This window comes from Rhizobium freirei PRF 81 (genome assembly GCF_000359745.1).
In the GTDB taxonomy this organism is placed as follows: domain Bacteria; phylum Pseudomonadota; class Alphaproteobacteria; order Rhizobiales; family Rhizobiaceae; genus Rhizobium; species Rhizobium freirei.
Map to the genome: position 1 here is coordinate 476,059 of NZ_AQHN01000089.1, position 26,437 is coordinate 502,495.

The window sequence follows — 26,437 nt, forward strand, 5'->3', positions numbered from 1 at the left end:
TGCTTGACCCCTTAGTGGCAGGGGAAACCGAGAAGGTGACGGGCATCATGCACGAACTCGTGCACATAGCTGCCTGACAAGAGGGAGGTCGCGCCTTCCTCTGCGCCGACGAAATAGATGGCCAGCAGCATCAGCAGGCCAGAGAACACGGCCCACGGCAGGATCTGGCCGAGCGGTATCGGCTGCGGTATCGCGGACGGTGCGAAAGCGGTATCGGACATTGTTCATCCCTCTTGAAGAAAAGCGCGTTCCATTTGCGGAAGGGTTTTTACGGGAAGGGTCTGGCTCTCGAGGGCGAAGTTTCCGTCATCGATTACAGTGGCGCGACCGCGCCGGGATTTCACCGGCTTCCACACCCGTAAGTGCACGTTTATATCTGCCCGCAAAGATGGTTGTCAATGAAACGCGACGGCGATGCCAAATCGTGCTGCCGCATGGAGATATGGAGTGTCATGAAGACGCGCCTGAGCTGGATTTGCCACGGCCCGACGGAAGCCAATCGAAAGGGCTGCTTCCCGGACGACGAACCGCTGGAGGAGAAAGCGGCGCAGCGAGACGATTTGTCCCTCACTAGGCTCGGGACGATCGATCGGGTCTGGACGAGCCCGGCTTTGCGGGCGCGCCAGACGGCGACGCTGCTCGGCTTCGATGCTATCCCGGACCCTGCGGTGCGCGAATGCGACTATGGCGACTGGCGCGGACGGTCGCTCACAGAACTGCATGGCAGCGATCCGGATTCCCTCGCACTATGGATGACGGACCCGGATGCCGTGCCGCATCGCGGCGAATCCCTGTCGTCTGTCGTGCGGCGCACCGGCGAATGGATGGGCCATCATCTTCACGATGCCGGCCATACAGTCATCATCACCCATGCGAGTGTCATCCGTGCTGCCGTACTGCATGTGCTGCAGGCGCCGCCCTCGGCATTCTGGACGATCGACGTCGAGCCGTTCGGCCTCGTCGAAATGACCAGCGACGGCCGGCGCTGGCAGCTTCGTTTCCCGCAGGTGGCGAAATAGGGCTTGGAGCAATTCGAGGAAAAGGGCGGCGACGGCCAGAAAGAGCAGGACGCTTAGCGGCTCGCCTTGCCCCGCCCCCGCTCGAAATAGACGAGGAATATGGCCAGGCCGAGCGTCATGGCCGCAAGTCCGTACCAGGTAATGGCATAGACGAGGTGGCTGTTGTGGAAGGTGATCTGCGTGAGGCCCCCAACCGGCAGATCGCCAGGGTTCTTCGTGTCGTCGGCATCGATGAAATAGGGCGCCACATTCTGCAGGCCGCGGGCTCCGGCGATGGCCGTTACGTCGCGCGAATACCAGCGTTCTTCCGCCGGCACATTGGAGCGCAGCAGCGTGCCCTTGGGCTCGTTGATCCGCAGTAGGCCCGTAACGGTCATCTCCGTGCCGATCTGGCCGGCCGCGCGGGTCGCCGGATTGCGCTTATCGGTGGGCACGAAGCCGCGATTGACGATGATGGTCGTGCCATCAGCCTGCTTCAGTGGCGTCAGCACCCAGTAGCCGGGGCCGAGCGCGGTCGAGGCATAGACCTGCGTTTCCTTGTCGTTGAGGAAGGTGCCGCTCGCCTGCACATGCTTGTATTCGGAGTTTTCCGCGGTGACACCAGCCCATTGCGCCGGGCCGGGCACCGGAACCGCCGGCGCATGCACGCGCGCATCGACCCGGGCGATCAGATCCAGCTTCCAGTGCAGACGCTCCACCTGCCAGGTGCCGAGACCTATGAGAAGGGTCGTCAGAAGCAGAAGCAGAAACACCCATATGGCAAGGGCAAATGTTGAGCGCGGCTTGCCGTCAGATGTGTTCGAGGACGTGTCGGTCATGGCGCTGGTCTCCGGGGACGCGCTGCTGCATGATTTCGGGAGGTCTTTAAGTCTCTTCGCTGAAGATCATGCGTGGTCTTGAAAAATTCGGCTGCGAGTTCAGGCATTCTCAGGAATGCCCTGCGCAGCATCCGGCGCAAATCTCGCGCCGGAGGAGGGCGGGCCTTCGGCTGAAGGCCCACCACTCGATCTTATGGCATGTTGCGCATCATCTCGGGCGACATGGGCATCATGTTCGCGTTGAGGTGATGCATGACCCAGAGCGAGCCGGACAGTGCGATGATGACGAGGACGATGGTGAAGATCAGCGCCATCATGTTCCAGCCGCCTTCCGAGCGGGTGTTCATGTGCAGGAAGTAGATCATGTGCACGACGATCTGGATCGCGCCGAGGATCATGACGATCCCCCCGGTGACAGCCGGATCGGAGATGACCTTGCTCATGACCAGCCAGAAGGGAATGGCCGTCAGGATGACGGAGAGGATGAACCCCGTCATGTAGCTCTTGAAAGTGCCGTGTGCCGCCTCGTGGCCGCCATGGTGGTCGTGGCCATGGGCGTCGCCGGAATGATGCGAATGGTTTGCGTTCGAGCTCATCCGAGAACTCCCATGAGGTAGACGAGGGAAAACACGCCGATCCAGACGACGTCGAGGAAGTGCCAGAACATCGAAAGGCACATCAGGCGGCGCTTGTTTTCTGCGATCAGGCCATAGCGGCCGACCTGGACCATCAGCGTGATCAGCCAGACGATACCGGTGGTGACGTGCAGGCCGTGCGTGCCGACCAGCGTGAAGAAAGCCGACAGGAAGGCGCTGCGCTGCGGGCCGGCGCCGTCGAGGATCAGGTGATAGAACTCATAGAGTTCGAAGAAGATGAAGAGTGCGCCGAAGATGCCTGTTATCGTCAGCCACATCAGCGTTCCGGACTTGTTGTCCTTCTCCATCGTCAGCATGGCGAAGCCATAGGTGATGGAGGAGAAGAGCAGCATCGCCGTGTTGACGGCGACGAGCGGCAGCTCGAACAGGTCGGCCGGCGACGGGCCGGCGGCATAGCTGTGGCCGAGCACGGCAAAGGTTGCGAAGAGGACTGCAAAGATCAGGCAGTCGCTCATGATGTAGATCCAGAAGCCCAGCATCGTGCTGCCTTCCGGATGATGCTCCTCCGTCATGTAGAAGGCGGGTGTTTCGCCGTCGATGGGAGCCTTTGCGGTATGGGTCGTCATAGTCTTACACCTGTTCTGCGAGCTGCTTCGTACGCTCGTTCTCGGTCTTAACGACTTCGTCGGCGGGGATGTGGTAGTCGCGCTTGTAGTTGAAGGTATGGCCGATCGTAATGGCGATCATCGCGACGAAGGCGATGGCGGCGAGCCACCACATGTACCAGATCATCCCGAATGCGAAGCCGATCGAGAGAACGCCGAGGATGACGCCCGTGCCGGTATTCTTCGGCATGTGGATCGGGATGAAGCCCTCTGTAGGACGCTTGTAGCCACGGTTCTTCATGTCCCACCACGCGTCATGATCGTAGACGATCGGCGTGAAGGCGAAGTTGTAGGCCGGCGGCGGCGACGAAGTGGACCATTCCAGCGTACGGCCGTTCCAGGGGTCGCCGGTGTGGTCGCGAAGCTCTTCGCGCTTCATGAAGCTGACGCCGAGCTGGATGAGGAAGCAGGCGATGCCGATGGCGATGAGGCCAGCGCCGAGGGCAGCGATCACGAACCAGATCTGCAGCGACGGATCGTCGAACTGGCTGACGCGGCGGGTGACGCCCATCAGGCCGAGGACATAAAGCGGCATGAAGGCGAACCAGAAGCCGATCTGCCAGAACCAGAAGCTCATCTTGCCCCAGAAGGGATCGAGCTTGAAGCCGAAGGCCTTCGGGAACCAGTAGTTGACGCCAGCGAACATGCCGAAGAGCACGCCGCCGATGATAACATTATGGAAGTGAGCGATCAGGAACAGCGAGTTGTGCAGCACGAAGTCGGCCGGCGGAACCGCGAGCATGACGCCGGTCATGCCGCCGATGGTGAAGGTCACCATGAAGCCGACGGTCCATAGCATCGGCACTTCGTAACGGATGCGCCCGTGGTACATCGTAAACAGCCAGTTGAAGAGCTTCGCACCCGTCGGGATCGAGATGATCATCGTCGTGATGCCGAAGAAGGAATTCACGCTGGCGCCCGAACCCATCGTGAAGAAGTGGTGCAGCCAGACGAGGTAGGAGAGGATCATGATCACGCAGGTGGCGTAAACCATCGAGGCGTAACCGAACAGGCGCTTGCCGCAGAATGTTGCGACGACTTCCGAGAACACGCCGAAGGCCGGCAGGACCAGGATGTAGACTTCCGGGTGACCCCAGATCCAGATGAGGTTGACATACATCATCGGATTGCCGCCGAGGTCATTCGTGAAGAAGTTCGTGCCGGCGTAGCGATCGAGGGTGAGCAGCGCCAGCGTGGCGGTCAGGATCGGGAAGCTCGCGACGATCAGGATGTTGGTGCAGAGCGACGTCCAGGTGAAAACAGGCATTTTCATGAAGGTCATGCCCGGCGCCCGCATCTTGACGATGGTGGCGATCAGGTTGATGCCCGAAAGCGTCGTTCCGATACCCGCGACCTGCAGGCCCCAGATGTAATAGTCGACACCGACGTCTGGACTATAGGCAATGCCGGAAAGCGGCGGATAGGCCAGCCAGCCGGTCTTTGCGAATTCGCCGATGAAGAGCGAGATCATGACGACAATCGCGCCTGCCGTCGTCATCCAGAACGAGAAGTTGTTCAGGAATGGGAAGGAGACGTCGCGTGCGCCGATCTGCAGCGGCACGACGAGGTTCATCAGGCCGGTGACGAAGGGCATCGCCACGAAGAAGATCATGATGACGCCGTGGGCGGTGAAGATCTGGTCATAGTGGTGCGGCGGCAGGTAGCCCTCGGAACCGTTGAAGGCGAGCGCCTGCTGCAGACGCATCAGCAACGCGTCGGAAAAGCCGCGCAGCAGCATGATGAGTGCCAGCACCACATACATGATGCCGATCTTCTTGTGGTCGATGCTGGTGAACCATTCCTTCCAGAGGTAGCCCCAGAGACGGAAATAGGTCAGCAGGGCGAGAAGGGCGATACCGCCGACGGCGACGCCGAGGAAGGTCACGACGAGGATGGGTTCGTGATACGGAATGGAGTCGAGCGTCAGCCGACCGAAGATGAATTTATAGAGGTCCGGGTTGGAAAACATGGATTGCCTCTGTCCCTTATGAATGTCTTGTTATTGAGCGCACCGGATCAGTGACCCTGATGCTGCGCCGAACCGGTCGACGAATCGGAAGAAGAGCCGTTGCCCATATCCATGCCCTGCATGGACATTCCCTGCATCGAATTGTCGCCATGCTGCATGGTGTGACCGGCACCCCCTTCAGCCTTGACGGGCGTGATTTCGGCCGGGCTGGCATTCTGATTGTCGTAGATCAGGCGCTCGCGGTTTTCGTGGCTTTCCTTGCCGGCGCCGCCCTTGGCGTCGATATGCATCATTTCGCTCATGCACATCTTGCTCGGATCGGCGCACATGTTGAGGACGGCGTTATAGAGACCATCGTCGACGGCGTTGAAGTAACGCACCGGTTCGCGTTCGCTCGGCTTGGCAAGCGCCAGATATTCCGGACGGCCGAGCTTCGTGCCTTGGCTCTTGGCCTTCTGGACCCATTGATCGAAATCGGACTGGTTCACGCCATGGAACTTGAAACGCATGTGCGAGAAGCCGGCGCCGCTGTAGTTGGCGGACAGGCCCTGAAATTCGCCGGGATGATTGATGACGGCGTGCAGCTTCGTCTCCATACCAGGCATGGCGTAGATCTGGCCAGCCAGCGCCGGGATGAAGAAGGAGTTCATCACCGTGGAGGCCGTGATCTTGAAATTGATCGGCCGGTCGACCGGAGCTGCCATCTCATTGACGGTGGCGATGCCGTATTCCGGATAGAAGAACAGCCATTTCCAGTCGAGCGCGACGACTTCCACCGTCAGCGGCTTTATGTCGGCGGCGAGCGGCTTGTCGGCCGCGATGCGGTCGAGCGGGCGGTAAGGATCGAGCTGATGGGTGCTGATCCAGGTTACCGCGCCGAGCGCGATGATGATGGCGAGCGGCGCGGACCAGATGACCAGCTCCAGACGCGTCGAATGATGCCAGTCCGGCTCGTAGGTCGCTTCTTTGTTCGACTGGCGGTATTTCCAGGCAAAGAACAGCGTCAGGAAGATCACCGGAATGATGATGATCAGCATCAGCACGACCGAGACGATGATGAGGTCTCGCTGCTGCATGGCGATATCGCCGGAGGGAGCCATCACCACCATGTCGCAACCAGATAGCAGCAAAAACAATGGAATGACGGATAAACGGCTGAAAATCTTCGATAGTCTTGGCACGTCTTAAAGCTCTTTTTGTTTCGACCTTACCGCGACTAAAGGACGGCGGTCATGAACGATATGAGGTGTTTCGTCGCACCGCAGCAAGGGCGCGTGCAATGCGGTATGGAATGCGGCCCCACCTATCGGGAAAACCCTGCAAGATCCAGAAGGTTTTCCGCCGATCATTCGCTTTTATCGCGGCTAATATACCCGGATCGGAACAAATGACCACGGGTGGCCATTTCCGATATGTTCGCGGCGTGGCGGCAAAGGCCGGAAAGGCTGGCCTTGATGGCTAATTTGCGAATTATTTCATGCTCGACACTTGATATGTTCGCACGTTTGATAAACATTTTGATTATGCACGAATTCGTGGAGGAAATCGTGCTTGGAGAGGGAGGCTCCCTACATGGTCAGCGTGACGCATGAATCACTGAACCCAACATCATCAACGCTTGAGAGCGATGCCCGCAGCATGCATGCGAACGGCTCCGTCGCTCCCGGCAATATCGCCATCGGCGTGATCATTGGTCGCACGTCCGAGTTTTTCGATTTCTTCGTTTACGCCATCGCGTCGGTCCTGGTCTTCCCGAAGCTGATGTTCCCCTTTGCTGACCCGCTGCATGGAACACTCCTTTCCTTCCTGGTGTTCGCGCTTGCCTTCATCGCCCGTCCGATCGGTTCGTTCATCTTCATGGCGATTGACCGCCGCTATGGCCGCGGCGTCAAGCTCACCATCGCGCTGTTCCTGCTCGGTGGCTCTACGGCGGCGATGAGCTTCCTGCCCGGCTACTCCGAAGCCGGCGCCTATGCGATCGTCCTGCTCGCTCTCTTCCGCATCGGCCAAGGCCTTGCGCTCGGCGGTGCCTGGGACGGCCTGGCTTCGCTCCTGGCGCTCAATGCGCCGGCCAATCATCGCGGATGGTATGCGATGATCCCGCAGCTCGGCGCCCCGATCGGCTTCATGCTGGCGAGCGCGCTGTTTGCCTATTTCGCCACGAGCCTCAGCACAGCGGACTTCCTCGACTGGGGCTGGCGCTATCCGTTCTTCTGCGCCTTCGCCGTCAACGTCGTCGCGCTCTTTGCCCGCCTGCGCCTGGTCGCCACCGAGGAATTCGGCACGCTGCTGGAACGCCATGAGCTCGAGCCCGTCAAGATGACGGAGCTGCTGCGCGTGCACGGCCGCGACGTGCTGATCGGTGCTTTTGTGCCGCTCGCAAGCTTTGCGACCTTCCATCTGGTCACGGTCTTCCCGCTCGGCTGGGTCACGCTTTATAGCGAGCAGACCCCCGGTTCGTTCCTGCTGATGGAGTTCCTTGGCGCAATCTGCGGCATTCTCGCCATCATCTGTTCCGGTATGCTGGCCGACCGGATCGGCCGTCGCAATCAGCTCGCCATCGGTGCGGTGCTGATCGCCTGCTTCGCTTTCGTCGCTCCCTGGCTGCTCGATGGCGGCGCGACTGGTCGCCATATCTACGTGGTCCTCGGCTTTACGCTGCTCGGCCTCTCCTTCGGCCAGGCAGCCGGCGCCAGCGCCTCGCGCTTCAGCCAGAACTACCGTTATAGCGGCTCGGCCCTCGTATCGGATCTGTCCTGGCTGATAGGTGCCGGCTTCGCGCCCTTCGTGGCGCTTGCCCTCTCCAGCCAGTTCGGCCTCGTTTACACCAGCCTCTATCTGCTGTCGGGCGTCGTCTGCACGCTGGTCGCGATCTTCTTCAGCAAGACGCTGGAAACACGCGACAACTGAGACGGACTATCGAATTGAAGAAGGCCGCGGCATGGAAGTGCCGCGGCCTTTTTCGTTCAGGTAGAATGCATGAACCAGGCGATCAACGGTGCCGCCAGCACATTCGTCAATCCCACCAAGACCATGACCAGCCCGGCGATCGATCCCTCCTCGCGGCCGATCTCATGCGCCTTGGCGACGCCGATGCCATGCGCGCCCATGCCGTAAAGCGCACCGCGCGCCATGCCCGATCGCAGCGGCAATAGCCGCAGCAGGGTTTGCCCGACAACGGCGCCGAACAGGCCGGTGATGACGACAAAGACCGCGGTCAGATTAGGCACGCCGCCGATATCGCCCGAAACCACCATCGCGAAAGGCGTGCTGATGGAACGCGGCATCAGGCTGAGGCGCAGGCTCTCGTCGAGGCCGAGGAGGTTGGCAAGCCCCCAGGCCGAAACCATGGCCGTCGTGCTGCCGACCGTTACGCCGAACAGAAGCACGGGCCAATAGCGCTTGATGAGATCCCGCTGTTCGTAGATCGGCACGGCAAAGGCGACCGTCGCCGGCCCGAGCAAGGCAAGCAGCCAGCGACTGTCATGCATATAATCCCGATAGTTTGCGTGCAGCAGCAGCGCGATGGCGATCAGGACTGCGGGAGCCGCCACCAGCGGCGACAGCCAGAGTGAGGGCCAGCGCCGATGGAGCGCCTTGGAAATATAATAGAGCCCGATCGTCGCCAGCGGCCAGAACAGGCCGGCTGCGAGGCTTTCAATGCTGGACATGGCGGGACGCTCCCTGGCGCATCATCAGACGGTAGCCGATATCGATCGTCATCGCGGTGACGCCCATCACGATGACGGTGCCGGCGAAGATCACCGCGAGCACCTTCAGCCCGACGATCCCGATGAATTCGCCATGATCGAGCAGGGCCAGCACCGCCGGCACGAAGAACAGCAGCATCTCGGCGAGAAACCACTCGGCACCGCGCTTCATGCTCGCCATGCTGATCCTGCCGCTGGCAAACAGCGCGAGTACCAGCAGCATGCCGACAATGGCGCCCGGTATAGGCAGATGCGTCAGACGCACGATGGCCTCGCCCACCTGCCAGAAGCCGAGCAGCAGCAGGATCTGGGCCAAACGGCTCAGCTTCGGATGATTTTGCAGATCACTACGCATGGAGAAACTCGAGAAAACCGGATGGCCTAAAGATAAGCCTTGCCTCCGCATGAACAAAATGAATTGATTTCATCAAATTTAGTCCCATAAGGAATAATGATGGAACTTCGAACCTTACGGGCCTTTGTCGAAGTGGTGCGCCAGGGCGGATTTTCGGAAGCCGCGAAGGTGGTATTCACAACCCAGTCCGCCGTCAGCAAGGCCGTACGCCAGCTTGAGGACGAGCTCGGTCTGCCGCTGCTCAATCGCATCGGCCATCGCACGACCCTGACGGACGCCGGCGAGGTGGCGTATCGCAGGGCTGTGGCAATCCTCGCCGGGCGAGACGATTTGCTTGCCGAGCTCGCCGAACTGCGCGGCCTTGCCCTTGGCATGCTGCGCCTCGGCCTGCCGCCGATCGGCAACGATGCGCTGTTCGCACCGATATTTGCCGTCTTCCGCAATCGCTATCCGGGGATTGAGATCAAGCTGGCGGAGCAGGGGGCCATGCGGCTGGAGGAAATGGTTCTTTCCGGCGAAGTCGATCTTGGCGCCTCGCTCCTGCCGACGCGAGATGTCTTCGAGTCGCAGAGCGTGCGCTGCGAGCCGATGCATGTGCTGCTGCCGTCAGCGCACCCGCTCGCCGGGCATGAGACGGTGCCGCTTGCGGCGCTGCAGGGCAATCCGTTCATCCTGTTCGAAACCGGCTTTGCCCTCAATGGCATCATTCTCGATGCCTGCCGTTCCGCCGGCTTCGCGCCCGATATCGCCGCGCGCTCCAGTCAGATCAATTTCATCGTCGAGCTCGTCGCAGCCGGCCTCGGCGTGGGTTTCCTGCCGCGGCTGATCGCCGAGCAGCGGCAACGCCCCGGCGTCAGCCATGCACTCGTCGTCGAGCCGGAAATGGCATGGCACATGGCATGGATATGGCGGCGAGGCGGCTATCTCTCGCACGCCGGCAAGGCCTGGCTCGATCTCGCCGCGGAGATAGCGGGGAAATCTTGACTCCTTTTTCAAACTTTTTTGATAACAAAGCGCCGATGTAAACTTGAAAATAATTGTCAGGAAAAATATAGGCTATTCCATTGCCGCTGCGGGCGGCGACTTTCAAGCGAGAGGGCTTATGACTTTTTCCTTTACTCATCTCACCAGTGCACTGGCGCTTGCCGCAGGTCTTGCGGTCGCTCCGATGATGGCGAACGCCGCCGAATCCGAGGGCATCGTCGTTTACAACGCCCAGCACGAGGCATTGACACAGGCTTGGGCGGATGGCTTCACCAAGGAAACTGGCATCAAGGTCACGATCCGCAACGGCGGCGACATGCAGTTCGCCAACCAGATCGTCCAGGAAGGTGCTGCTTCCCCGGCTGACGTCTATCTGACGGAAAACTCGCCGGGCATGGCGCTGGTCGACGCCAACAAGCTTTTTGCTCCGGTCAATGCCGATACGCTGGCTCAGGTGCCGGAAACCTTCAAGGCAGCCGATGGCAACTGGGTCGGCGTTGCCGCCCGCTCCACGGTTTTCGCCTATGACAAGACCAAGCTGAAGGAAGCCGATCTGCCGAAGTCGCTGCTCGACCTTGCCGATGCCAAGTGGAAGGGCCGCTGGGGTGCTTCGCCGGCCGGCGCAGACTTCCAGGCGATCGTCAGCGCGTTCCTCGAGCTGAAGGGCGAAGATGCGACCCGCGCCTGGCTGAAGGCGATGAAGCAAAATGCCAGCCCTTACAAGGGCAACAGCGTCGCCATGAAAGCCGTCAATGCCGGCGAGGTCGAAGGCGCGGTGATCTACCACTATTACTGGTTCGGCGATCAGGCCAAGACCGGCGAAAACAGCAAGAACGTCGCGCTGCACTATTTCAAGAACCAGGATCCGGGTGCCTTCGTCAGCATCTCCGGCGGCGGCGTTCTGGCATCCAGCCAGCACCAGAAGGAAGCTCAGGCTTTCCTCAAGTGGATCACCGGCAAGGGTGGCCAGGCCGTTCTGCGCGATGGCAACTCCTTTGAATATGCCGTCGGCAATGGCGAGGCTTCCAATCCGAAGCTGGTGCCGCTGGCAGACCTGCAGGCACCCAAGGTCGAACCTTCGAAGCTGAACAGCAAGAAGGTCACCGACCTGATGACGGAAGCCGGACTCATCTAAGGCGAAAGCCCGCGCCGCGGCACCTTTAGAGCGCTTTCGGGCGGGCTTGGCTCTTGCATCACTGTCCTATGCCCTGCTAGGGGCATAGGGATGGCCTTAAGGCCGATCGATCGGGCAACCGCCGCAAGCGGCGGTTGCCTTCCTATTTCAGGGCGTGAAAGGCAGCTCGATTTGCTGCAGAAGAACACATATGCCGGTGAGCCTGCTGCCATGCGAGTGCCCCAGTTGACAGCTGCGCCTCGCAGCCGCGGTCGGCATGCTTCGGTCATCGCCCTTGCTTCCGTCGTTGCGCTTCTCAGCCTGGTGCCGCTCGGCTTCATCATCTGGATCACCGTCGATACCGGCTGGGCCGAAGTCGTCGCCCTGATCTTCCGCAATCGCGTCGGCGAGCTGCTCGTCAATACCATCCTGCTCGAAGTCTGCACTATTCCGCTATGCATCCTGCTGGCGGTGACGCTCGCGTGGCTGACCGAGCGCACCGATATTCCCGGCGCCCGCCTCTGGTCCTGGCTGGCGGCAGCGCCGCTCGCCGTGCCCGCTTTCGTGCACAGCTATGCCTGGGTCAGCCTCGTGCCCGGCATGCGCGGGCTCTGGAGCGGCGTGCTGGTATCGGTGCTCGCCTATTTTCCGTTTCTCTATCTGCCTGTCGCCGCTGCCCTGCGCCGGCTCGATCCGGCGATCGAGGATGCGGCCGCCTCGCTCGGCCTCGACCCCTGGCGCGTCTTCTTCCGCGCGATCCTGCCGCAGCTTCGCCTTGCCATTTGCGGCGGCTCGCTGCTGATCGGCCTGCATCTCCTGGCGGAATACGGTCTCTACGTGATGATCCGCTTCGACACGTTCTCGACCGCCATCGTCGACCAGTTCCAGTCGGCCTATAACAGCCCGGCCGCCAACATGCTCGGCGGCGTCCTCGTCTTCTGCTGCCTGCTGCTTCTTGGCGTCGAGGTGCTGGTGCGCGGCAATGAGCGCTATGCCCGCATCGGCTCCGGTGCGGCTCGCCCGGCGGATCGCCGTCGCCTGGGCTGGTTCGTCGCTCCCGCCATTGCGTTGCCGGTCGTGACCGCCGCGCTGACGCTCGGCATTCCGTTCGTGACGCTGGCACGCTGGCTCTATATCGGCGGCCTGGATATCTGGCGGATCGACACCGTCGGTTCCGCCCTGCTGCAGACCATTGCTCTGGCGATCGCCGGCGGCCTCCTTGCCACCATTGCCGCAGCCCCCATGGCTTGGCTGTCCGTGCGCGCGCCGGGCCGGCTGCAGCGCATTCTCGAAGCCTGCCACTATTATGTCGGCTCGCTGCCGGGTGTCGTCGTCGCGCTGGCCCTGGTTTCCATCACCGTCCGGCTGATCCTGCCGCTCTATCAGACTTTTGCGACGCTGCTGCTCGCCTATGTGCTGCTGTTCCTGCCGCGCGCCATGGTCGGCCTGCGCGCCAGCATCGCCCAGGCGCCGGTCGAACTTGAGCGCGCCGCCATGGCGCTCGGCCGCACGCCGGCACAGGCGGTGCGGCAGATCACCATGCGGCTTGCCGCTCCCGGTTTTGCCGCCAGCGTGGCGCTCGTCGCGCTCGGCATCACCAATGAGCTGACGGCAACGCTGATGCTCTCTCCCAACGGCACGGAAACACTGGCGACGAAATTCTGGTCGCTCACCAGCGAGATCGACTATGTTGCCGCGGCACCCTACGCCTTCATGATGGTCGTCCTGTCGCTGCCGCTCACCCTTCTCCTTTACGTGCAATCCAAGCGGACGGCCGGACAATGACCTTTCTGGCAATCAAGAACATCAGCAAGCGCTATGGCCCCGTACATGCGCTCGACAATATCGACCTCACGGTCGCGGCCGGCAGCCGTACGGCGATCGTCGGCCCGTCCGGTTCCGGCAAGACGACGCTGCTGCGCATCATCGCCGGCTTCGAAACCCCTGATGCGGGACAGGTGGAGCTGGAAGGCGAAATCCTGGCGGATGGCGAGACCATCGTGCCCGCGCATCGCCGCGGCATCGGCATCGTCTCGCAGGACGGCGCTCTGTTTCCGCATCTGAGCGTGGCCGAAAATATCGGCTTCGGCATGGAGCGCGGCGCACGCGACCGCGATCAGCGCATCAACGCCCTCATCGACATGGTCGAACTCGATCGCGGCATGCTCGATCGCCGGCCGCATCAGCTTTCCGGCGGACAGCAGCAGCGCGTCGCCCTTGCACGCGCGCTCGGCCGCAAACCGAGACTGATGCTGCTCGACGAGCCCTTTTCCGCCCTCGATACAGGCCTTCGCGCGAACATGCGAAAAGCGGTTGCCCGCGTGCTGCAGATTGCCGGCATTACGGCGGTTCTGGTGACGCATGATCAGACGGAAGCTCTGTCCTTTGCGGATCAGGTCGCCGTCCTGCGCGAGGGCGCGCTCATCCAGGCGGGAACGCCGCAAGCCCTCTATCTCAACCCGAGGGACCGCGAAACCGCACTCTTCCTCGGCGACGCCATCGTGTTGCCGGCTGATCTGAACGACGGATCCGCCAAGTGCGTCCTCGGGCATATTCCGGTCGACGCCGAGAGCCGGCAAGGTCGCGCCGACATCATGCTGCGGCCTGAGCAATTACGCCTGGGCTCCGTGGAAGAGGCCAGCGCGAACGCAACGTGCACCGGCATGGTGACGGAAATCGAATTCGGCGGCGCCGTCTGCACGGTGACGGTTGTGCTCTCCGATGCCAACGGCTCGGAGACATTGAACATCAAGAGCTCCGGCGTCGGCTTGCCCGAAGTCGGCAGCATGGTTTCGGTAACGGTTCTCGGAAAGGCGCATGTCTTCACCAAGCTCGGCGTCTGAGCGGCATTTGGGTTGAAGCAGGCCACGCTTTGGTGAAGATAGGGCACGCCGTCATCGTGCTCCATATCGAAGGAATGCCTATGTCTTTGCCCGAGGAGATCGCTCAGGATCTCCCTTTCCTCACGTCGCTTCGCCGCAACCTCCATGCCCATCCCGAACTTGGCTTCGAAGAGGAGCGCACCAGCGGCATCGTCGCCACCCTGCTGGAAGAGGCCGGGCTGACGGTGCATCGCGGCCTCGGCAAGACCGGCGTCGTCGGCACGCTGCAGGTCGGCAACGGCACGCGCCGCATCGGTCTTCGCGCCGACATGGACGCGCTGGCCATGCCGGAGAAGGCCAACCGTCCCTATAAATCCACCATTCCCGGCAAGATGCATGCCTGTGGGCATGATGGCCACACGACCATGCTGATCGGCGCCGCCCGCCATCTCGCCGCCAAGCGTGGTTTCTCGGGGACGGTGCATTTCATCTTCCAGCCGGCCGAAGAAGGCCGCGGCGGCGCGCGGCGCATGGTGGAGGAAGGCCTCTTCGACCTGTTTCCCTGCGATGCCGTCTATGGCCTGCACAACATGCCCGGCCTCGATGTCGACGAAATGGCCGTGGTCGAAGGGCCGCAGCTCGCCTCGTCGGACACCTGGCGCGTCACCTTTCGCGGCATCGGCACGCATGGCGCCAAGCCGCATCTCGGCAAGGACCCGATCACGGCGGCGGCGACTTTCCTGTCTTCGCTGCAAACCATTGTCGGCCGCGTCGTCGATCCGCTGCAGCCGGCCGTCGTCAGCGCCTGTGCGCTGCAGGCGGGCGACCCCAATGCGCTGAACGTCATTCCCGATACCGTCGAGATCGGTGGTACGGCGCGCGCCTATGCGCCCGAGGTTCGCGATCAGCTCGAACAGGAGATCGGCCGTCTGGCGGAGGGTACGGCCGTCATGTACGGGATTGCCGCAGACTATCGCTTCGAGCGCCGCATTCCGCCTGTCGTCAACGATCAGGATGCGACCGCACGGGCATTGAAAGCCGCCACTGCCGTATTTGGCGAGAAGGTGCTGACCCGTTTCCCGCCGTCGACCGCAGGCGACGATTTCGCGTTCTTCGGCCAGAAGGCTCCGGGTTGCTATGTCTGGCTCGGCAACGGTCCGGCGGTCGACGGCGCGCTGCATCACAACACCGCCTATGATTTTGCCGACGATGCGATCGGTTCCGGCGTGGCCTTCTGGACGACCCTGGTGGAACAGGAGCTGAAGGAAGAGGGCTGAGATAGCGCTCGCTACTCTTCCATCGTCACATCCAGTTGGCGTCAGGCGGCCGCCTGACGCAGCGCGTCGAATATGATCGTGCGCGCCTTCTCCACATCGATCTCGGCAGCGAAATGCGCGTTGAACTCGCCATGCGAGGCGCGCGTCTCGACGATAGTGCGACCGCGTGTGTGCTGGCCGTGCAGCTCTGCGTCGATGCGGGCATGCCGAAGCACGGCAATGTCGGGTGCGACAAAAATCGCGGCTGCCGTCGGATCGTAGATCGCCATGGCCGGCCGGCCGCGGCTGATGGCGATGTTGACGTAGCCTTCCAGAAGATCTGCGAGCAATTGCGCCTTTTCGCCTGCCGTCTGGCGAAGGCGGGCGACGTCCTCGGGCCATGCCAGCACCTTTCGGCAGATGTCGAGATCGACCATGCGCAGCGGCAAGCCATGCGCCAGCACGATCGCCAGCGCCTCGGGATCGGCAAAGGCGTTGAACTCGGCAGACGCCGTATGATTGCCCGAGGTGACACCGCCGCCCATCCATGTCAGCTCGTCGATGCGGGCGGCGAGCTCCGGACGCGCGAGCGCCAGGGCGGCAATATTCGTCAGCGGCCCAAGCGCCAGGATGCGCTTTGGCGCCTTGCCATCGCCAAGCCAGTCGCAGAGTGCGGTAAAGGCATCGCTCAATGGAAGCGGATCGGCCGACGGCATGCTTCTGCCGGTCGTAGGGATGCCGTTCTGGCCAAGGATGCTCTGCGCCGTTTCCAGCTTGCACAGAACGGGTAATTCGCGGCCGGTATGAATGGGAAACGTCCAGCCGAAGACGGCGGCGGCGCTCGCCGCATTGTCACGAACATGGGACAGCGGCGCATTGCCGCTCACCAGCGAAACGCCGTCGATGGTGAGATTCGAATGCGCAACCACCAGAACGGCGGCGATGTCATCGAACCCCATGTCGGTGTCGATCCAGATTCCCATGGTCTATCTCGCTAGTCGTAGCAAACGGCGCTCTTGCGCCTGCAGCCGCTTGTGTTGGACGACGGCGCGGATGCCATCCAGGCGGAAGCAGGTGCAGGGCGCGCAAACTGACCTGCGCGCCCCAGTCGATCGATCAAACGGCGAGCGCGTCGAGCACGCGGATCCAGGAGCGGATGCCCTTGTGATAGGAGCGCAGCTCGTATTTCTCGTTCGGCGAATGGATGCGGTCGTCGGAGAGACCGAAGCCGATGAGCAAAGATTCCATGCCGAGCATTTTCTGGAAGTCGCCGACGATCGGGATCGAGCCGCCCATGCCGATGACGATGGCGGGCTTCGGCCATTCGTTGGAGAGCGCCGTCTTCGCCTTGGTCAGGGCCGGCGAATCATAGGAAAGCTGGATGGCCGGCGAGCCGCCATGTTCATGGAACTCCACCGAGCAGTCACCGGGGATCTTCGAGCGCACATACGCGCGGAAGCTTTCGCGGATTGCCGCCGGGTTCTGCTGGCCGACGAGCCGGAACGAAACCTTCGCCGATGCCTTGGCGGCGATCACCGTCTTGAAGCCGGCGCCGGTATAGCCGCCCCAGATGCCGTTGACCTCGGCCGTCGGCCGCGCCCAGGTGAGCTCCATCACCGAACGGCCCTTTTCGCCCGAAGGGATCGACAGCCCGACTTCGCCGAGGAACTTTTCGGCTGTCATACCGAGCGTTTCCCAGGAGGCCTTGATGTTGGACGGTGTTTCCTCGACGCCCTCATAGAAGCCGGGAAGCGTCACGCGTCCGGTCTCGTCATGCAGGCCGGCGAGGATGTCGGTGAGGATATGGATCGGATTGGCAGCAGCGCCGCCGAAGACGCCCGAATGCAGATCGCGGTCGGCTGCGGTGATGACGATTTCCTCGCCCACCAGCCCGCGCAGGCCGGCGGAAATCGCCGGCGTATCGCCATCCCACATGCCGGTATCGCAGACGAGGGCAAAATCGGCCTTCAGCTCGGCAGCATTGGCTTCGAGGAACGGCTTGAGCGAGGGCGAACCGGATTCTTCTTCGCCTTCGAACAGGATGGTGATGCGCACCGGAAGTGCGCCCCTGGTTTCCTTATAGGCGCGGATCGCTTCGACGAAGGTCATCAGCTGGCCCTTGTCGTCGGAGGTGCCGCGGCCCGTCAGGACCTTGCGGCCATTGCCCATGTCCTTGATCGCGGGCGCAAAGGGATCACTCTCCCAAAGTTCGATGGGATCGACCGGCTGCACGTCGTAATGGCCGTAGAACAACACATGCGGCGCGTCGGCGCTGCCGGCATCGTGATGGGCGACCACCATCGGATGGCCGGGCGTGTCGCGCACGGAGGCTGTAAAGCCGATGGAGTTCAGGTACGCGACCAGCCAATCCGCTGCCTTGCGGCATTCGGCCTTGAAGGCCGGATCCGTCGAAATCGACTTGATGCGCAGCAGCTCGAAGAGATTGTCGAGGCTGGACGGGAGGTTTTGATCGGCGCGATCGAGAACGGGCGATAAATCGGTCATATCCGACTCCTTACTTGAAATTTGAAGGGACGATAGACCAAAGCCCGGCGGGTTTCGAGGCGTCAAAACTGAAAATTTATCGCGCTTTGTTTTGCGGCCGCGAGGCGCTCAATTACGTGCGTAATTGCTCATGTAATTTACAAGTTTTTTAGACTATTGGAAATAACATCAATCTAGAAGCGTATTCTGGGGACGCTAAATGTTTTCAGTGATTGCATGTATTCGCGACGAACACGACATTAGACTAACCCTTGTTGCCGCATTCATTTGCCTGATTGGCAGCCTTGCCACCATGCTCCTTTTTTCTCGTGCACAGGAGTGCCGGTCGTATCAGCGGCGCTATTGGATCGCCGCCGCGGCCTTCGCCAGCGGTGTCGGCATATGGGCAACGCATTTCATCGCCGTGCTGGCATATCAGGGTAGCGTCCCCATCTCTTACGGCCTTTCGCTGACCGTGCTTTCGGTGGTCTTCTCGATCCTTGGTTCGTGGCTCGCCATCTCCGTCGCCTTTGAGTGGGACAACGTCGTCTCCTTTGCACTCGGCGGCGTGTTCATGGGGCTCGGCATAGCCGCCATGCATTTTACCGGCATGCAGGCGATCGAGGCTTCGGTAGCGATCTCCTACGATATGCAGCGTGTCGTTACTGCCATCTTCATCGGCGCCTGCACTTCCTCGCTGGCCTTCATTGCCTTTCGCGGCTTTCATGGCATCCGGCGCATCGCTGCCGGCACCGTTCTCTTGGTGCTGGCGATATGCGCGCTGCATTTCACTGCGATGAGCGGAGTCAAACTGGCCCCCGTGGCAGACATGCCCGCAGCCGTCCTTTCCATCGACCGAAGCATCCTTGCCGGCATCGTCATGGCTGCCGCCACCGGCCTGATCCTCCTTGCCCTCGGCGCCATCTTCATCGATCGTCATCTCACCGATCTCCGCGGCTTCGCCAATGCGTCGCTGGAAGGATTGCTGGTTCTCCGCGATGGCCGGATTATCGATGCGAACGAGCGCTTCTTCGGCATTTCCGGATGGTCCGCCCAGCAGGTGATCGGCGCTGCGCCTGAAGCGTTTCTCACGCTCGATCTGGATGCGTGTGCCGAAGCTGCCGTCCCGCTTGAGACCACTTTGTCGGGACGTGACGGCAAGGCCATCCCCGTGGAAACCGTGATTCGCTCCATCACCTATCGCGGCCACGAATGCAGCGTGCTGGTCCTGCGGGACCTGACGGAGCGCCGCCAGGCCCAGCAGATGATCGAGCATCTCGCCCACCACGATATATTGACGGATCTTCCCAATCGTTCGCTCTTCGACCAGCGCATCCGACAGGCATTGCAGATGGCCAATCGCAAGCGTGGCGAAGTCGCTGTCTTCTGCCTGGATCTCGATCGGTTCAAGGCGATCAACGATGTCTTCGGTCATGCCGAAGGTGATCGTCTTCTTTGCAAGGTCGCCGGTATCCTGCGGCGGGTCACAGAGGAGAGCGATACGGTGGCGCGGCTCGGCGGCGATGAATTCGCCGTCATTCAGCCCATGTGTCAGCAGCCCGAAGCCGCAACCCGTCTTGCCGAGCGCATTCTGGCGGAATTTGCCGCGGAGATGGATACGGCGCGGGATCCGACCGCTGTCGGCGTCAGCCTCGGCATCGCCATCTACCCTCGCGACGGTGCCAGTGCCGAGCAGCTCTACACGAATGCGGATACGGCGCTCTATCGCGCCAAGCGCGAGGGCAGGGGCAACGCCTGCTTTTTCGATGCCGAAATGGACAAGGCCGCGCGTATGCGCCGCCAGCTTGAAAACGACCTGCGTCAGGCCATTCTGCGCAGGCAGCTCTATCTCGATTACCAACCGATCTACGATGTCGGTAGCGATAGCGTCAGCGGTTACGAAGCTCTGTTGCGCTGGCGGCATCCGGATCGGGGGGTAATCGAGCCCGAGACCTTCATTCCCATCGCCGAGGAGAGCGGATCGATTGCGGCAATCGGCGAATGGGTGCTGGAACAGGCCTGCCAGGAAGCCGTCCGCTGGCGCCAGCCCGCAAGCGTCGCCGTCAACCTGTCGCCGCTGCAATTCATGATCCCGACGCTCTACGACCAGATCGAGCGCATCTTGCGGAAGACCGGCCTCGATCCGCGGCGGCTGGAACTGGAAATCACCGAGGCGGCGCTGATGCGGGAGCGCACGGCCGTCCTGGCGACATTGCAGCGGCTGCACCGCCTCGGCGTTCGGGTGGTCATGGATGATTTCGGAACCGGCTTCTCTTCGCTCAGCAATCTGCGCGCCTTCCCCTTCGATAAAATCAAGGTTGACCGCAGCTTCACGGGTGCGCTCGAACATGATCCTGCGGCGCGCTCGATCGTGCGCGCGATCATCGGTCTCGGACACAGCCTGAACATGCCCGTGGTGACCGAAGGCGTGGAAACGGAACTCCAGCGCCGTATCGTCATCGAAGAGGGTTGTGCCCAGCTTCAAGGGATCTTCTTCGGCAAGCCGGATCTCGGACCCAGCCAATTGTTTGCCGACATGGACAGGGCTGCGGGATAATCCTGATGCGGTTTCGTTTCATGCGGGCCGCGGAAGCGCCTCCCTTCCACTCCGGAGGGCTCTATGGAAAACCGACGACGTCGCGACGCATCTAGAGATGCCTGGCGTTCTCCAGGATGCGTCGTATATATTCCAGCAGCAGTTCGCGTTCGAAATTGCGAAAATTCCTCAGAACATCCGAATCAACCGCCATCGCGGCCTCGATGGCCTCGGCCTCCATGGCGGCTGCCTTCTCCGTTAGGAAGACCAGTTGCGCCCGCTTGTCCGATGGATGCGGGCGGCGTTCCACCAATCCGTCCCGCTCCATGCGCGACAGCGTATTGGCCATCGTCGCCTGCTCGATGTCGACGCGCTCAAGCAATTGCTTCTGCGTCAGGCCGTCTTCGGACCACAGTTCCAGAAGGATGGGAAACTGACCCGGCGAAAAGCCAAGCTTGTTCGCGCGTTGCTGCAACGCGCGAGCAAATACCTTCGCCAGCTGACTGGCAAGGTGGGCTGCGGAGTCCATCCGATTAAATCCCATGATTGCAAGTATGCCGGTGATTCAAAATCAAAACAATCAGCAAATCTTGGGTGGAGACAGCCAGGAAACCATCAATTTCCGGCAATCTTGCACGCGTAATACGTGTGTGCTTCTTCATGAAGAAGCCGCCATGGCCTGGAGGGGACGCCATGGCGGCTCAAAAAGGGGGACAAAGGCCCGGAGAGGGGATAGGCCTTTGTCCAAGTCTGACGTGGCGGGGGACAGGCCGATTGTCAGACCCTCGGCGTATCAATCGCCGGTGATCATGATTTGTGGTCCCAAATGTGGTTTTTCAAGGGAATATGCAGATTAGATTGATTAAAAATTAGTAACGTTTCGGTGAGAGATCTGGCGCTTTCGTCGGGTTGCAAAACCTGAACTTTGTATGGACCTTGGAGATGCGTCACGCTATCCATGTTTCCATGAAAAAAGGTGATCATCTCTTCCTCGTCGACGGCTCCGGTTTCATTTTCCGGGCCTTTCACGCCCTGCCGCCGCTGACGCGCAAGTCGGATGGATTGCCTGTGGGCGCCGTCTCCGGTTTCTGCAACATGCTATGGAAGTTGCTGACCTCGGCGCGCGATACTTCGGTGGGTGTCACGCCGACCCATTTCGCCGTCATCTTTGATTATTCCTCGAAGACTTTCCGCAAGGAGATCTTCCCGGAATACAAGGCAAACCGTTCCGCGCCGCCGGAAGAGCTGATCCCGCAATTCGGACTGATCCGCGAGGCGACGCGCGCCTTCAACCTGCCTTGCATCGAAACCGACGGTTTCGAGGCTGACGATATCATTGCCACCTATGCCCGCCAGGCCGAGGCAGCCGGTTCCGACGTAACGATCATCTCGTCCGACAAGGATCTGATGCAGCTCGTCACCCCGATGGTCCACATGTACGACAGCATGAAGGACAAGCAGATCGGCATTCCCGACGTCGTCGAGAAATGGGGCGTGCCGCCGGAAAAGATGATCGACCTGCAGGCCATGACCGGCGATTCGGTCGATAACGTCCCCGGCATCCCCGGCATCGGGCCGAAGACGGCGGCGCAACTGCTGGAAGAATTCGGCGATCTCGACACGCTGCTGGCCCGCGCGAGCGAAATCAAGCAGCAGAAGCGCCGTGAAAACATCATCGCCAATGCCGAACTTGCGCGCATCTCTCGCCAGCTGGTGACGCTTAGAACCGATGTCCCGCTGGAGCTGCCGCTCGACGCGCTGGTGCTGGAGCCGCAGAACGGGCCGAAGCTGATCGGCTTCCTCAAGGCTATGGAATTCACCTCGCTGACGCGCCGCGTCGCCGATGCCTGCGATTGCGATCCGGCGGCGATCGAACCATCCGTCGTCAAGGTCGAGCTGGCTGACAGCGCGCATGGCCCGGATCTGGAGGTTGGTGAAAATGTCGACCTCGTTGCCGGCAGCGAGGTCTCCGCCGAGGGGGCCGCCGTTCCGGCGCAGGCGGCAAAGCCGCGCCTGTCGGTCGAAGGTCTGACGGAGCCGGCGGCGCTGGCGACGGCGCGTGCCGCAAGCTTCGCCACAGCACCGATCGATCATTCGAAATATGTGACCATTCGCGATGTCGCCGTCCTCGATCAGTGGATTGCGGATGCGCGCGAGACCGGCATCGTCGCCTTCGATACCGAAACGACGTCGCTCGATGTCATGCAGGCTGAAATCGTCGGCTTCTCGCTGGCGATTGCCGACAACCGCAACGATCCCACAGGCGCCTCCATCCGCGCCGCCTATGTGCCCCTCAGCCACAAGACCGGCGTCGGCGATCTGCTCGGCGGCGGTATGGCCGAAAATCAAATTCCGCTGCGCGATGCCCTGGCGAGATTGAAGGTGCTGCTCGAGGATGCCTCCATCCTTAAGATCGCGCAGAACCTGAAATACGACTACCTGCTGATGAAGCGCTACGGCATCGAGACGAAGTCGTTCGATGATACCATGCTGCTATCCTATGTGCTCGACGGCGGCTCCAACGCCACGCACGGCATGGACAGCCTCTCCGAGCGCTGGCTCGGCCACAAGCCGATCGCCTACAAGGACGTGGCCGGCAGCGGCAAATCCAACGTCACCTTCGATCTCGTCGATATCGACCGTGCCACGGCCTATGCCGCCGAGGACGCCGACGTGACGTTGCGTCTCTGGTTAGTATTGAAGCCGCGGCTTGCGGCGGAAAAGCTCTCGGCCGTCTACGAGCGGCTGGAGCGGCCCCTTGTGCCGGTACTCGCTCATATGGAAGAGCGCGGCATCACCATCGACCGGCAGATCCTCTCGCGCCTTTCCGGCGAGCTGGCGCAGGGTGCCGCCGCCCTTGAGGACGAGATCTATACGCTTGCCGGCGAGCGCTTCAACATCGGCTCTCCGAAGCAGCTCGGCGATATCCTCTTCGGCAAGATGGGACTGGCCGGCGGCAGCAAGACCAAGACGGGCCAATGGTCGACCTCGGCGCAGGTGCTGGAAGATCTGGCCGCTGCCGGCTTCGATCTGCCGCGCAAGATCGTCGACTGGCGCCAGCTCACTAAGCTGAAATCGACCTATACCGATGCTCTCCCGGGCTACGTCCATCCGCAGACGAAGCGTGTTCACACCTCCTATTCGCTGGCATCGACCACGACAGGGCGCCTGTCTTCCTCCGAGCCGAACCTGCAGAATATTCCGGTGCGCACGGCGGAAGGCCGCAAGATCCGCACCGCCTTCATTTCGACGCCGGGGCACAAGCTCGTCTCCGCCGACTACAGCCAGATCGAATTGCGCGTTCTGGCGCATGTCGCCAATATCCCGCAGCTGAAGCAGGCCTTCGAAGACGGCATCGACATTCACGCGATGACGGCCTCTGAGATGTTCGGCGTGCCGGTGGAAGGCATGCCGAGCGAGGTGCGCCGCCGCGCCAAGGCGATCAACTTCGGCATTATCTACGGCATCTCCGCCTTCGGTCTCGCCAACCAGCTCTCGATCGAGCGCTCGGAAGCCGGCGATTACATCAAGAAGTACTTCGAGCGCTTCCCCGGCATCCGCGACTATATGGACAGCACCAAGCAGGCTGCGCGCGACAACGGCTATGTCGAGACGATCTTCGGTCGCCGTATCCATTTCCCGGAGATCCGCTCCTCCAACCCGTCCGTCCGCGCCTTCAACGAGCGTGCCTCGATCAATGCGCCGATCCAGGGTTCGGCAGCCGACGTCATCCGCCGCGCCATGATCAAGATGGAGCCGGCACTGGCCGCCGCCGGGCTCGGCGATCGCGTCCGCATGCTGCTGCAGGTGCACGACGAACTGATCTTCGAAGTCGAAGATGCCGACGTCGAGCGCACCACGCCGATCATCGTCTCGGTCATGGAAAATGCCGCCATGCCAGCGGTCGACATGGCCGTGCCTCTGAAGGTCGACGCGCGCGCCGCTCATAATTGGGATGAGGCGCACTGAGGCTGCCTATCCCGCCCCTTGGGGGCGGGAAAGCAAAATCAGTATTTAGCCGTCAGGCTAAGTGCTAGATTTTGCAAGGGCGGGGGTAGGTAGGGGCGCATTGGACTTCGAGGCCGTTTTAGCAAGAAAAGGATCCCCTCTCTTGCAATTTCAATGGCTTAGAAATTGCGCTAGGCTTTTGAACGTGCGGTTACTCTCTTTGCGCAATCCCTAAACCAGTGAAATTGCTTCCTCGCCCGCCCCTTCGACAAGCTCAGGAGGGCGAGATTGGGCGGCTTCAGCGCTCTTACTTCCGGACCAGCGTTTCCAGCACAGCAATGACGGCGCGTTCGGCTTCTTCGAGCGTGCCGCTATTGTCGATATCGGTGACATCATAGCCGTCTTGGACGGCAAGCGTGCTGCGTTCCAGGCGCTTCAGCACATCCTCGCGGCTTTCGCGGCCACGCGCCATCAGCCGCTCGGCCAGCACTTCGCGCCGCGCCGTGATGTTGATGACTTTCAGTCGTGGAAATGCGGTCTGGAAATGGGGCAGTGCCGAGCGCGAGCCGTTGGCAATAACGAGATTGCCGCGCGCAAGCTCGTCAGCGACTTCGGCAGGGATACCATATTTCAGGCCATGTGCTTCCCAGGAGACGGCAAATGCGCCGGCCTGTTTCATCGCCTCGAAATCCGCTTCGGAGACGCTTTTGTGGTCTTCGTTACCGGCATCGACGTCACGCGTGATGACCCGGCGGACGAAACGGACGTCTCGCCGGCCGGCAAAGTGCCGGGCGGCAAGGTTCATCAGCGTATCCTTGCCTGCACCGCTCGGGCCGACGACGACAGCGAGTGTGCCTGCTGTTGCATCCGAAAGGCGGCCATTAGCCGGCTCGAGATTGGCGTCCGTGCTCATGCGACCCGACGTCCATCGCGCCAGACGGAGCGGGTGACCGGCACGCCATGATCGCGGCGGACGCGCACGAGATCGGCGCGCAGGCCTTCCGCAATGCGTCCACGGTCATCGAGGCTGACGGTCTTTGCCGGCGTTGCGGTGACCATGGCAATCGCCTGCGGCAGCGAAATGCCCTCGACTTCGTCGGCGAGGATGAAGGGCGCATGCAGCAGGCTGAGCGGCACGTAGTCGGAGGAAAGCACGTCCAACACGCCGAGTTCGGCCAGATCGCGAGCGGCGATATTGCCAGAATGCGATTTGCCGCGCACGATGTTCGGCGCGCCCATCAGCACGCTCATGCCGGCGCCGTGCGAAGCCTTGGCCGCATCGATGCTGGTCGGGAACTCCGCCAGGCGGACGCCGTAGTTGATGGCTTCGTCGACATGGGCAAGCGTCGCATCGTCATGGCTGGCAACGGTGATGCCGCGCTCGGCGCAGACCTTGGAGATCGCATCGCGATGCGGCGTTGCGTATTTCGCCGACTCTTCCTGGCGCTTGGCGACAAACTTGGCAAAGGCCTCGTCGCTCAGACCGCGCTTCTTCTGATAGTAGAAGATATACTGGTCCATGGTCCGGAACTGGCGCTGGCCCGGCGCATGGTCCATCAGCGAGACGAGACGGACGTAGGGGTCCTTCTCGAAGTCCTGGAAGTGGTCGAGGACGTTGTCGGAAGAAACTTCGCAGCGCAGGTGGATCAGGTGATCGGCGCGCAGGCGGTCCTCGCGCTGGGCCGCCTGGATGGCGTCGGCCATGTCGCGCATCTCGCCCTTTTCGAAACCGCCGTCCTCGTCCGAACCCATGCGCAGGCAGTCGAACACGGTGGTGATGCCTGATGTGACGACCTGGGCGTCGTGTGCCTGTATGGCTGCCGTCTTGTTCCAGCGGACGCCCGGACGCGGGGAGTAATGCGCTTCCAGATGGTCGGTATGCAGCTCGACCAGGCCGGGGATCAGGTAATCGCCTTCGAAATCCTCGCCGATCGCGGACTTACCCTCGGAAATGGCGGCAATACGACCGTCACGGATTAGCACCGAGCCTTCGACGATCTTGTCTTCGAGGACGATGCGGGCGTTGGAAAGGACGGTTTCTTTGGTCATGTCAGGTCTTTCATCATTGGAGCAATTCCAGCAAAAGTGCGAAGCGGTTTTGCGTCCGGAATTGCGTGAAAACAAAGAGATAGAGCATTCCCGCGGCTACGTTTAAAGTGGA

At 61.5% G+C, this 26,437-nt stretch carries 22 protein-coding genes; 9 read left to right on the plus strand and 13 right to left on the minus strand.

What is annotated here, in order from left to right:
* Positions 1–11: 11 nt before the first annotated feature.
* The gene (locus tag RHSP_RS29970; protein WP_037155317.1) at positions 12–221 is read right to left on the minus strand and encodes a CbtB domain-containing protein; all 210 of its coding nucleotides are present in this window, start codon (positions 219–221) and stop codon (positions 12–14) included.
* 231 nt (positions 222–452) lie between these two features.
* Between RHSP_RS29970 and RHSP_RS29975 the strand changes: the two genes are divergently transcribed.
* A complete protein-coding gene (locus RHSP_RS29975; protein ID WP_037155320.1) occupies positions 453–1,019 on the plus strand; it encodes a histidine phosphatase family protein in 567 nt (188 codons plus the stop codon).
* Between the two features lie 53 nt (positions 1,020–1,072).
* On the opposite strand, the gene RHSP_RS29980 is transcribed toward RHSP_RS29975, so the two are convergent.
* The 5 genes from RHSP_RS29980 to cyoA form a co-directional block, all read right to left on the minus strand.
* Positions 1,073–1,837, minus strand: coding sequence for an SURF1 family protein (locus tag RHSP_RS29980; RefSeq protein ID WP_004127903.1), 765 nt, complete (start codon positions 1,835–1,837; stop codon positions 1,073–1,075).
* 191 nt (positions 1,838–2,028) lie between these two features.
* On the minus strand, positions 2,029–2,433 hold the full coding sequence (gene cyoD / locus RHSP_RS29985; RefSeq protein WP_004127906.1) for a cytochrome o ubiquinol oxidase subunit IV: 405 nt from the start codon (positions 2,431–2,433) through the stop codon (positions 2,029–2,031).
* Positions 2,430–3,059 (minus strand): cytochrome o ubiquinol oxidase subunit III, encoded by a 630-nt coding sequence (cyoC, locus tag RHSP_RS29990; protein ID WP_004127909.1) that lies wholly within the window; start codon positions 3,057–3,059, stop codon positions 2,430–2,432. Before cyoC ends, cyoD begins: the two co-directional genes overlap by 4 nt.
* Before the next feature lie 4 nt (positions 3,060–3,063).
* On the minus strand, positions 3,064–5,067 hold the full coding sequence (gene cyoB / locus RHSP_RS29995) for a cytochrome o ubiquinol oxidase subunit I (protein WP_004127912.1): 2,004 nt from the start codon (positions 5,065–5,067) through the stop codon (positions 3,064–3,066).
* A gap of 47 nt (positions 5,068–5,114) precedes the next feature.
* Positions 5,115–6,248, minus strand: a complete 1,134-nt coding sequence (gene cyoA / locus RHSP_RS30000) for a ubiquinol oxidase subunit II (protein ID WP_004127915.1) — start codon at positions 6,246–6,248, stop codon at positions 5,115–5,117.
* A gap of 391 nt (positions 6,249–6,639) precedes the next feature.
* Here cyoA and RHSP_RS30010 point away from each other — a divergent pair, with 391 nt between their 5' ends.
* Positions 6,640–7,977, plus strand: a complete 1,338-nt coding sequence (locus RHSP_RS30010) for an MFS transporter (RefSeq protein ID WP_037155326.1) — start codon at positions 6,640–6,642, stop codon at positions 7,975–7,977.
* 56 nt (positions 7,978–8,033) lie between these two features.
* Here the strand turns inward: RHSP_RS30010 and RHSP_RS30015 are convergent, their stop codons facing one another.
* Together RHSP_RS30015 and RHSP_RS30020 are read right to left on the minus strand one after the other, a co-directional pair.
* Positions 8,034–8,738 (minus strand): LrgB family protein, encoded by a 705-nt coding sequence (locus tag RHSP_RS30015; RefSeq protein ID WP_004127920.1) that lies wholly within the window; start codon positions 8,736–8,738, stop codon positions 8,034–8,036.
* Positions 8,725–9,132: a CidA/LrgA family protein gene (locus RHSP_RS30020; protein ID WP_004127923.1), complete on the minus strand. Its 408-nt coding sequence runs from the start codon at positions 9,130–9,132 to the stop codon at positions 8,725–8,727. Before RHSP_RS30020 ends, RHSP_RS30015 begins: the two co-directional genes overlap by 14 nt.
* Positions 9,133–9,231: 99 nt before the next feature.
* Here RHSP_RS30020 and RHSP_RS30025 point away from each other — a divergent pair, with 99 nt between their 5' ends.
* From RHSP_RS30025 to RHSP_RS30045, 5 genes are all read left to right on the plus strand, one after another.
* Entirely contained in the window at positions 9,232–10,116 is an 885-nt protein-coding gene (locus tag RHSP_RS30025; RefSeq protein WP_004127926.1) for a LysR family transcriptional regulator, read from the plus strand.
* Positions 10,117–10,234: 118 nt separating this feature from the next.
* Positions 10,235–11,251, plus strand: a complete 1,017-nt coding sequence (locus RHSP_RS30030) for an iron ABC transporter substrate-binding protein (protein WP_004127929.1) — start codon at positions 10,235–10,237, stop codon at positions 11,249–11,251.
* A gap of 210 nt (positions 11,252–11,461) precedes the next feature.
* The gene (locus RHSP_RS30035; protein ID WP_200863304.1) at positions 11,462–13,015 is read left to right on the plus strand and encodes an ABC transporter permease; all 1,554 of its coding nucleotides are present in this window, start codon (positions 11,462–11,464) and stop codon (positions 13,013–13,015) included.
* The gene (locus tag RHSP_RS30040; RefSeq protein ID WP_037155330.1) at positions 13,012–14,073 is read left to right on the plus strand and encodes an ABC transporter ATP-binding protein; all 1,062 of its coding nucleotides are present in this window, start codon (positions 13,012–13,014) and stop codon (positions 14,071–14,073) included. Before RHSP_RS30035 ends, RHSP_RS30040 begins: the two co-directional genes overlap by 4 nt.
* An 80-nt stretch (positions 14,074–14,153) precedes the next feature.
* A complete protein-coding gene (locus RHSP_RS30045) occupies positions 14,154–15,329 on the plus strand; it encodes a M20 aminoacylase family protein (RefSeq protein WP_037155333.1) in 1,176 nt (391 codons plus the stop codon).
* Between the two features lie 41 nt (positions 15,330–15,370).
* Here RHSP_RS30045 and RHSP_RS30050 read toward each other — a convergent pair whose 3' ends face one another.
* Positions 15,371–16,291 (minus strand): nucleoside hydrolase, encoded by a 921-nt coding sequence (locus tag RHSP_RS30050; protein ID WP_037155336.1) that lies wholly within the window; start codon positions 16,289–16,291, stop codon positions 15,371–15,373.
* A 133-nt stretch (positions 16,292–16,424) separates the two neighbouring features.
* Positions 16,425–17,813, minus strand: coding sequence for a M20/M25/M40 family metallo-hydrolase (locus RHSP_RS30055; RefSeq protein ID WP_004127937.1), 1,389 nt, complete (start codon positions 17,811–17,813; stop codon positions 16,425–16,427).
* Between the two features lie 199 nt (positions 17,814–18,012).
* Between RHSP_RS30055 and RHSP_RS30060 the strand changes: the two genes are divergently transcribed.
* The gene (locus RHSP_RS30060; protein WP_004127939.1) at positions 18,013–20,349 is read left to right on the plus strand and encodes a bifunctional diguanylate cyclase/phosphodiesterase; all 2,337 of its coding nucleotides are present in this window, start codon (positions 18,013–18,015) and stop codon (positions 20,347–20,349) included.
* A 91-nt stretch (positions 20,350–20,440) separates the two neighbouring features.
* Here the strand turns inward: RHSP_RS30060 and RHSP_RS30065 are convergent, their stop codons facing one another.
* Complete coding sequence (locus tag RHSP_RS30065; RefSeq protein WP_004127942.1) at positions 20,441–20,857, minus strand: MarR family winged helix-turn-helix transcriptional regulator; 417 nt, start codon at positions 20,855–20,857, stop codon at positions 20,441–20,443.
* 437 nt (positions 20,858–21,294) lie between these two features.
* Between RHSP_RS30065 and polA the strand changes: the two genes are divergently transcribed.
* On the plus strand, positions 21,295–24,297 hold the full coding sequence (gene polA, locus RHSP_RS30070; protein WP_037155339.1) for a DNA polymerase I: 3,003 nt from the start codon (positions 21,295–21,297) through the stop codon (positions 24,295–24,297).
* Positions 24,298–24,583: 286 nt separating this feature from the next.
* On the opposite strand, the gene phnN is transcribed toward polA, so the two are convergent.
* On the minus strand, positions 24,584–25,189 hold the full coding sequence (phnN, locus tag RHSP_RS30075; protein ID WP_004127947.1) for a phosphonate metabolism protein/1,5-bisphosphokinase (PRPP-forming) PhnN: 606 nt from the start codon (positions 25,187–25,189) through the stop codon (positions 24,584–24,586).
* A complete protein-coding gene (locus RHSP_RS30080; RefSeq protein ID WP_037155343.1) occupies positions 25,186–26,325 on the minus strand; it encodes an alpha-D-ribose 1-methylphosphonate 5-triphosphate diphosphatase in 1,140 nt (379 codons plus the stop codon). Before RHSP_RS30080 ends, phnN begins: the two co-directional genes overlap by 4 nt.
* Positions 26,326–26,437 lie beyond the last annotated feature (112 nt).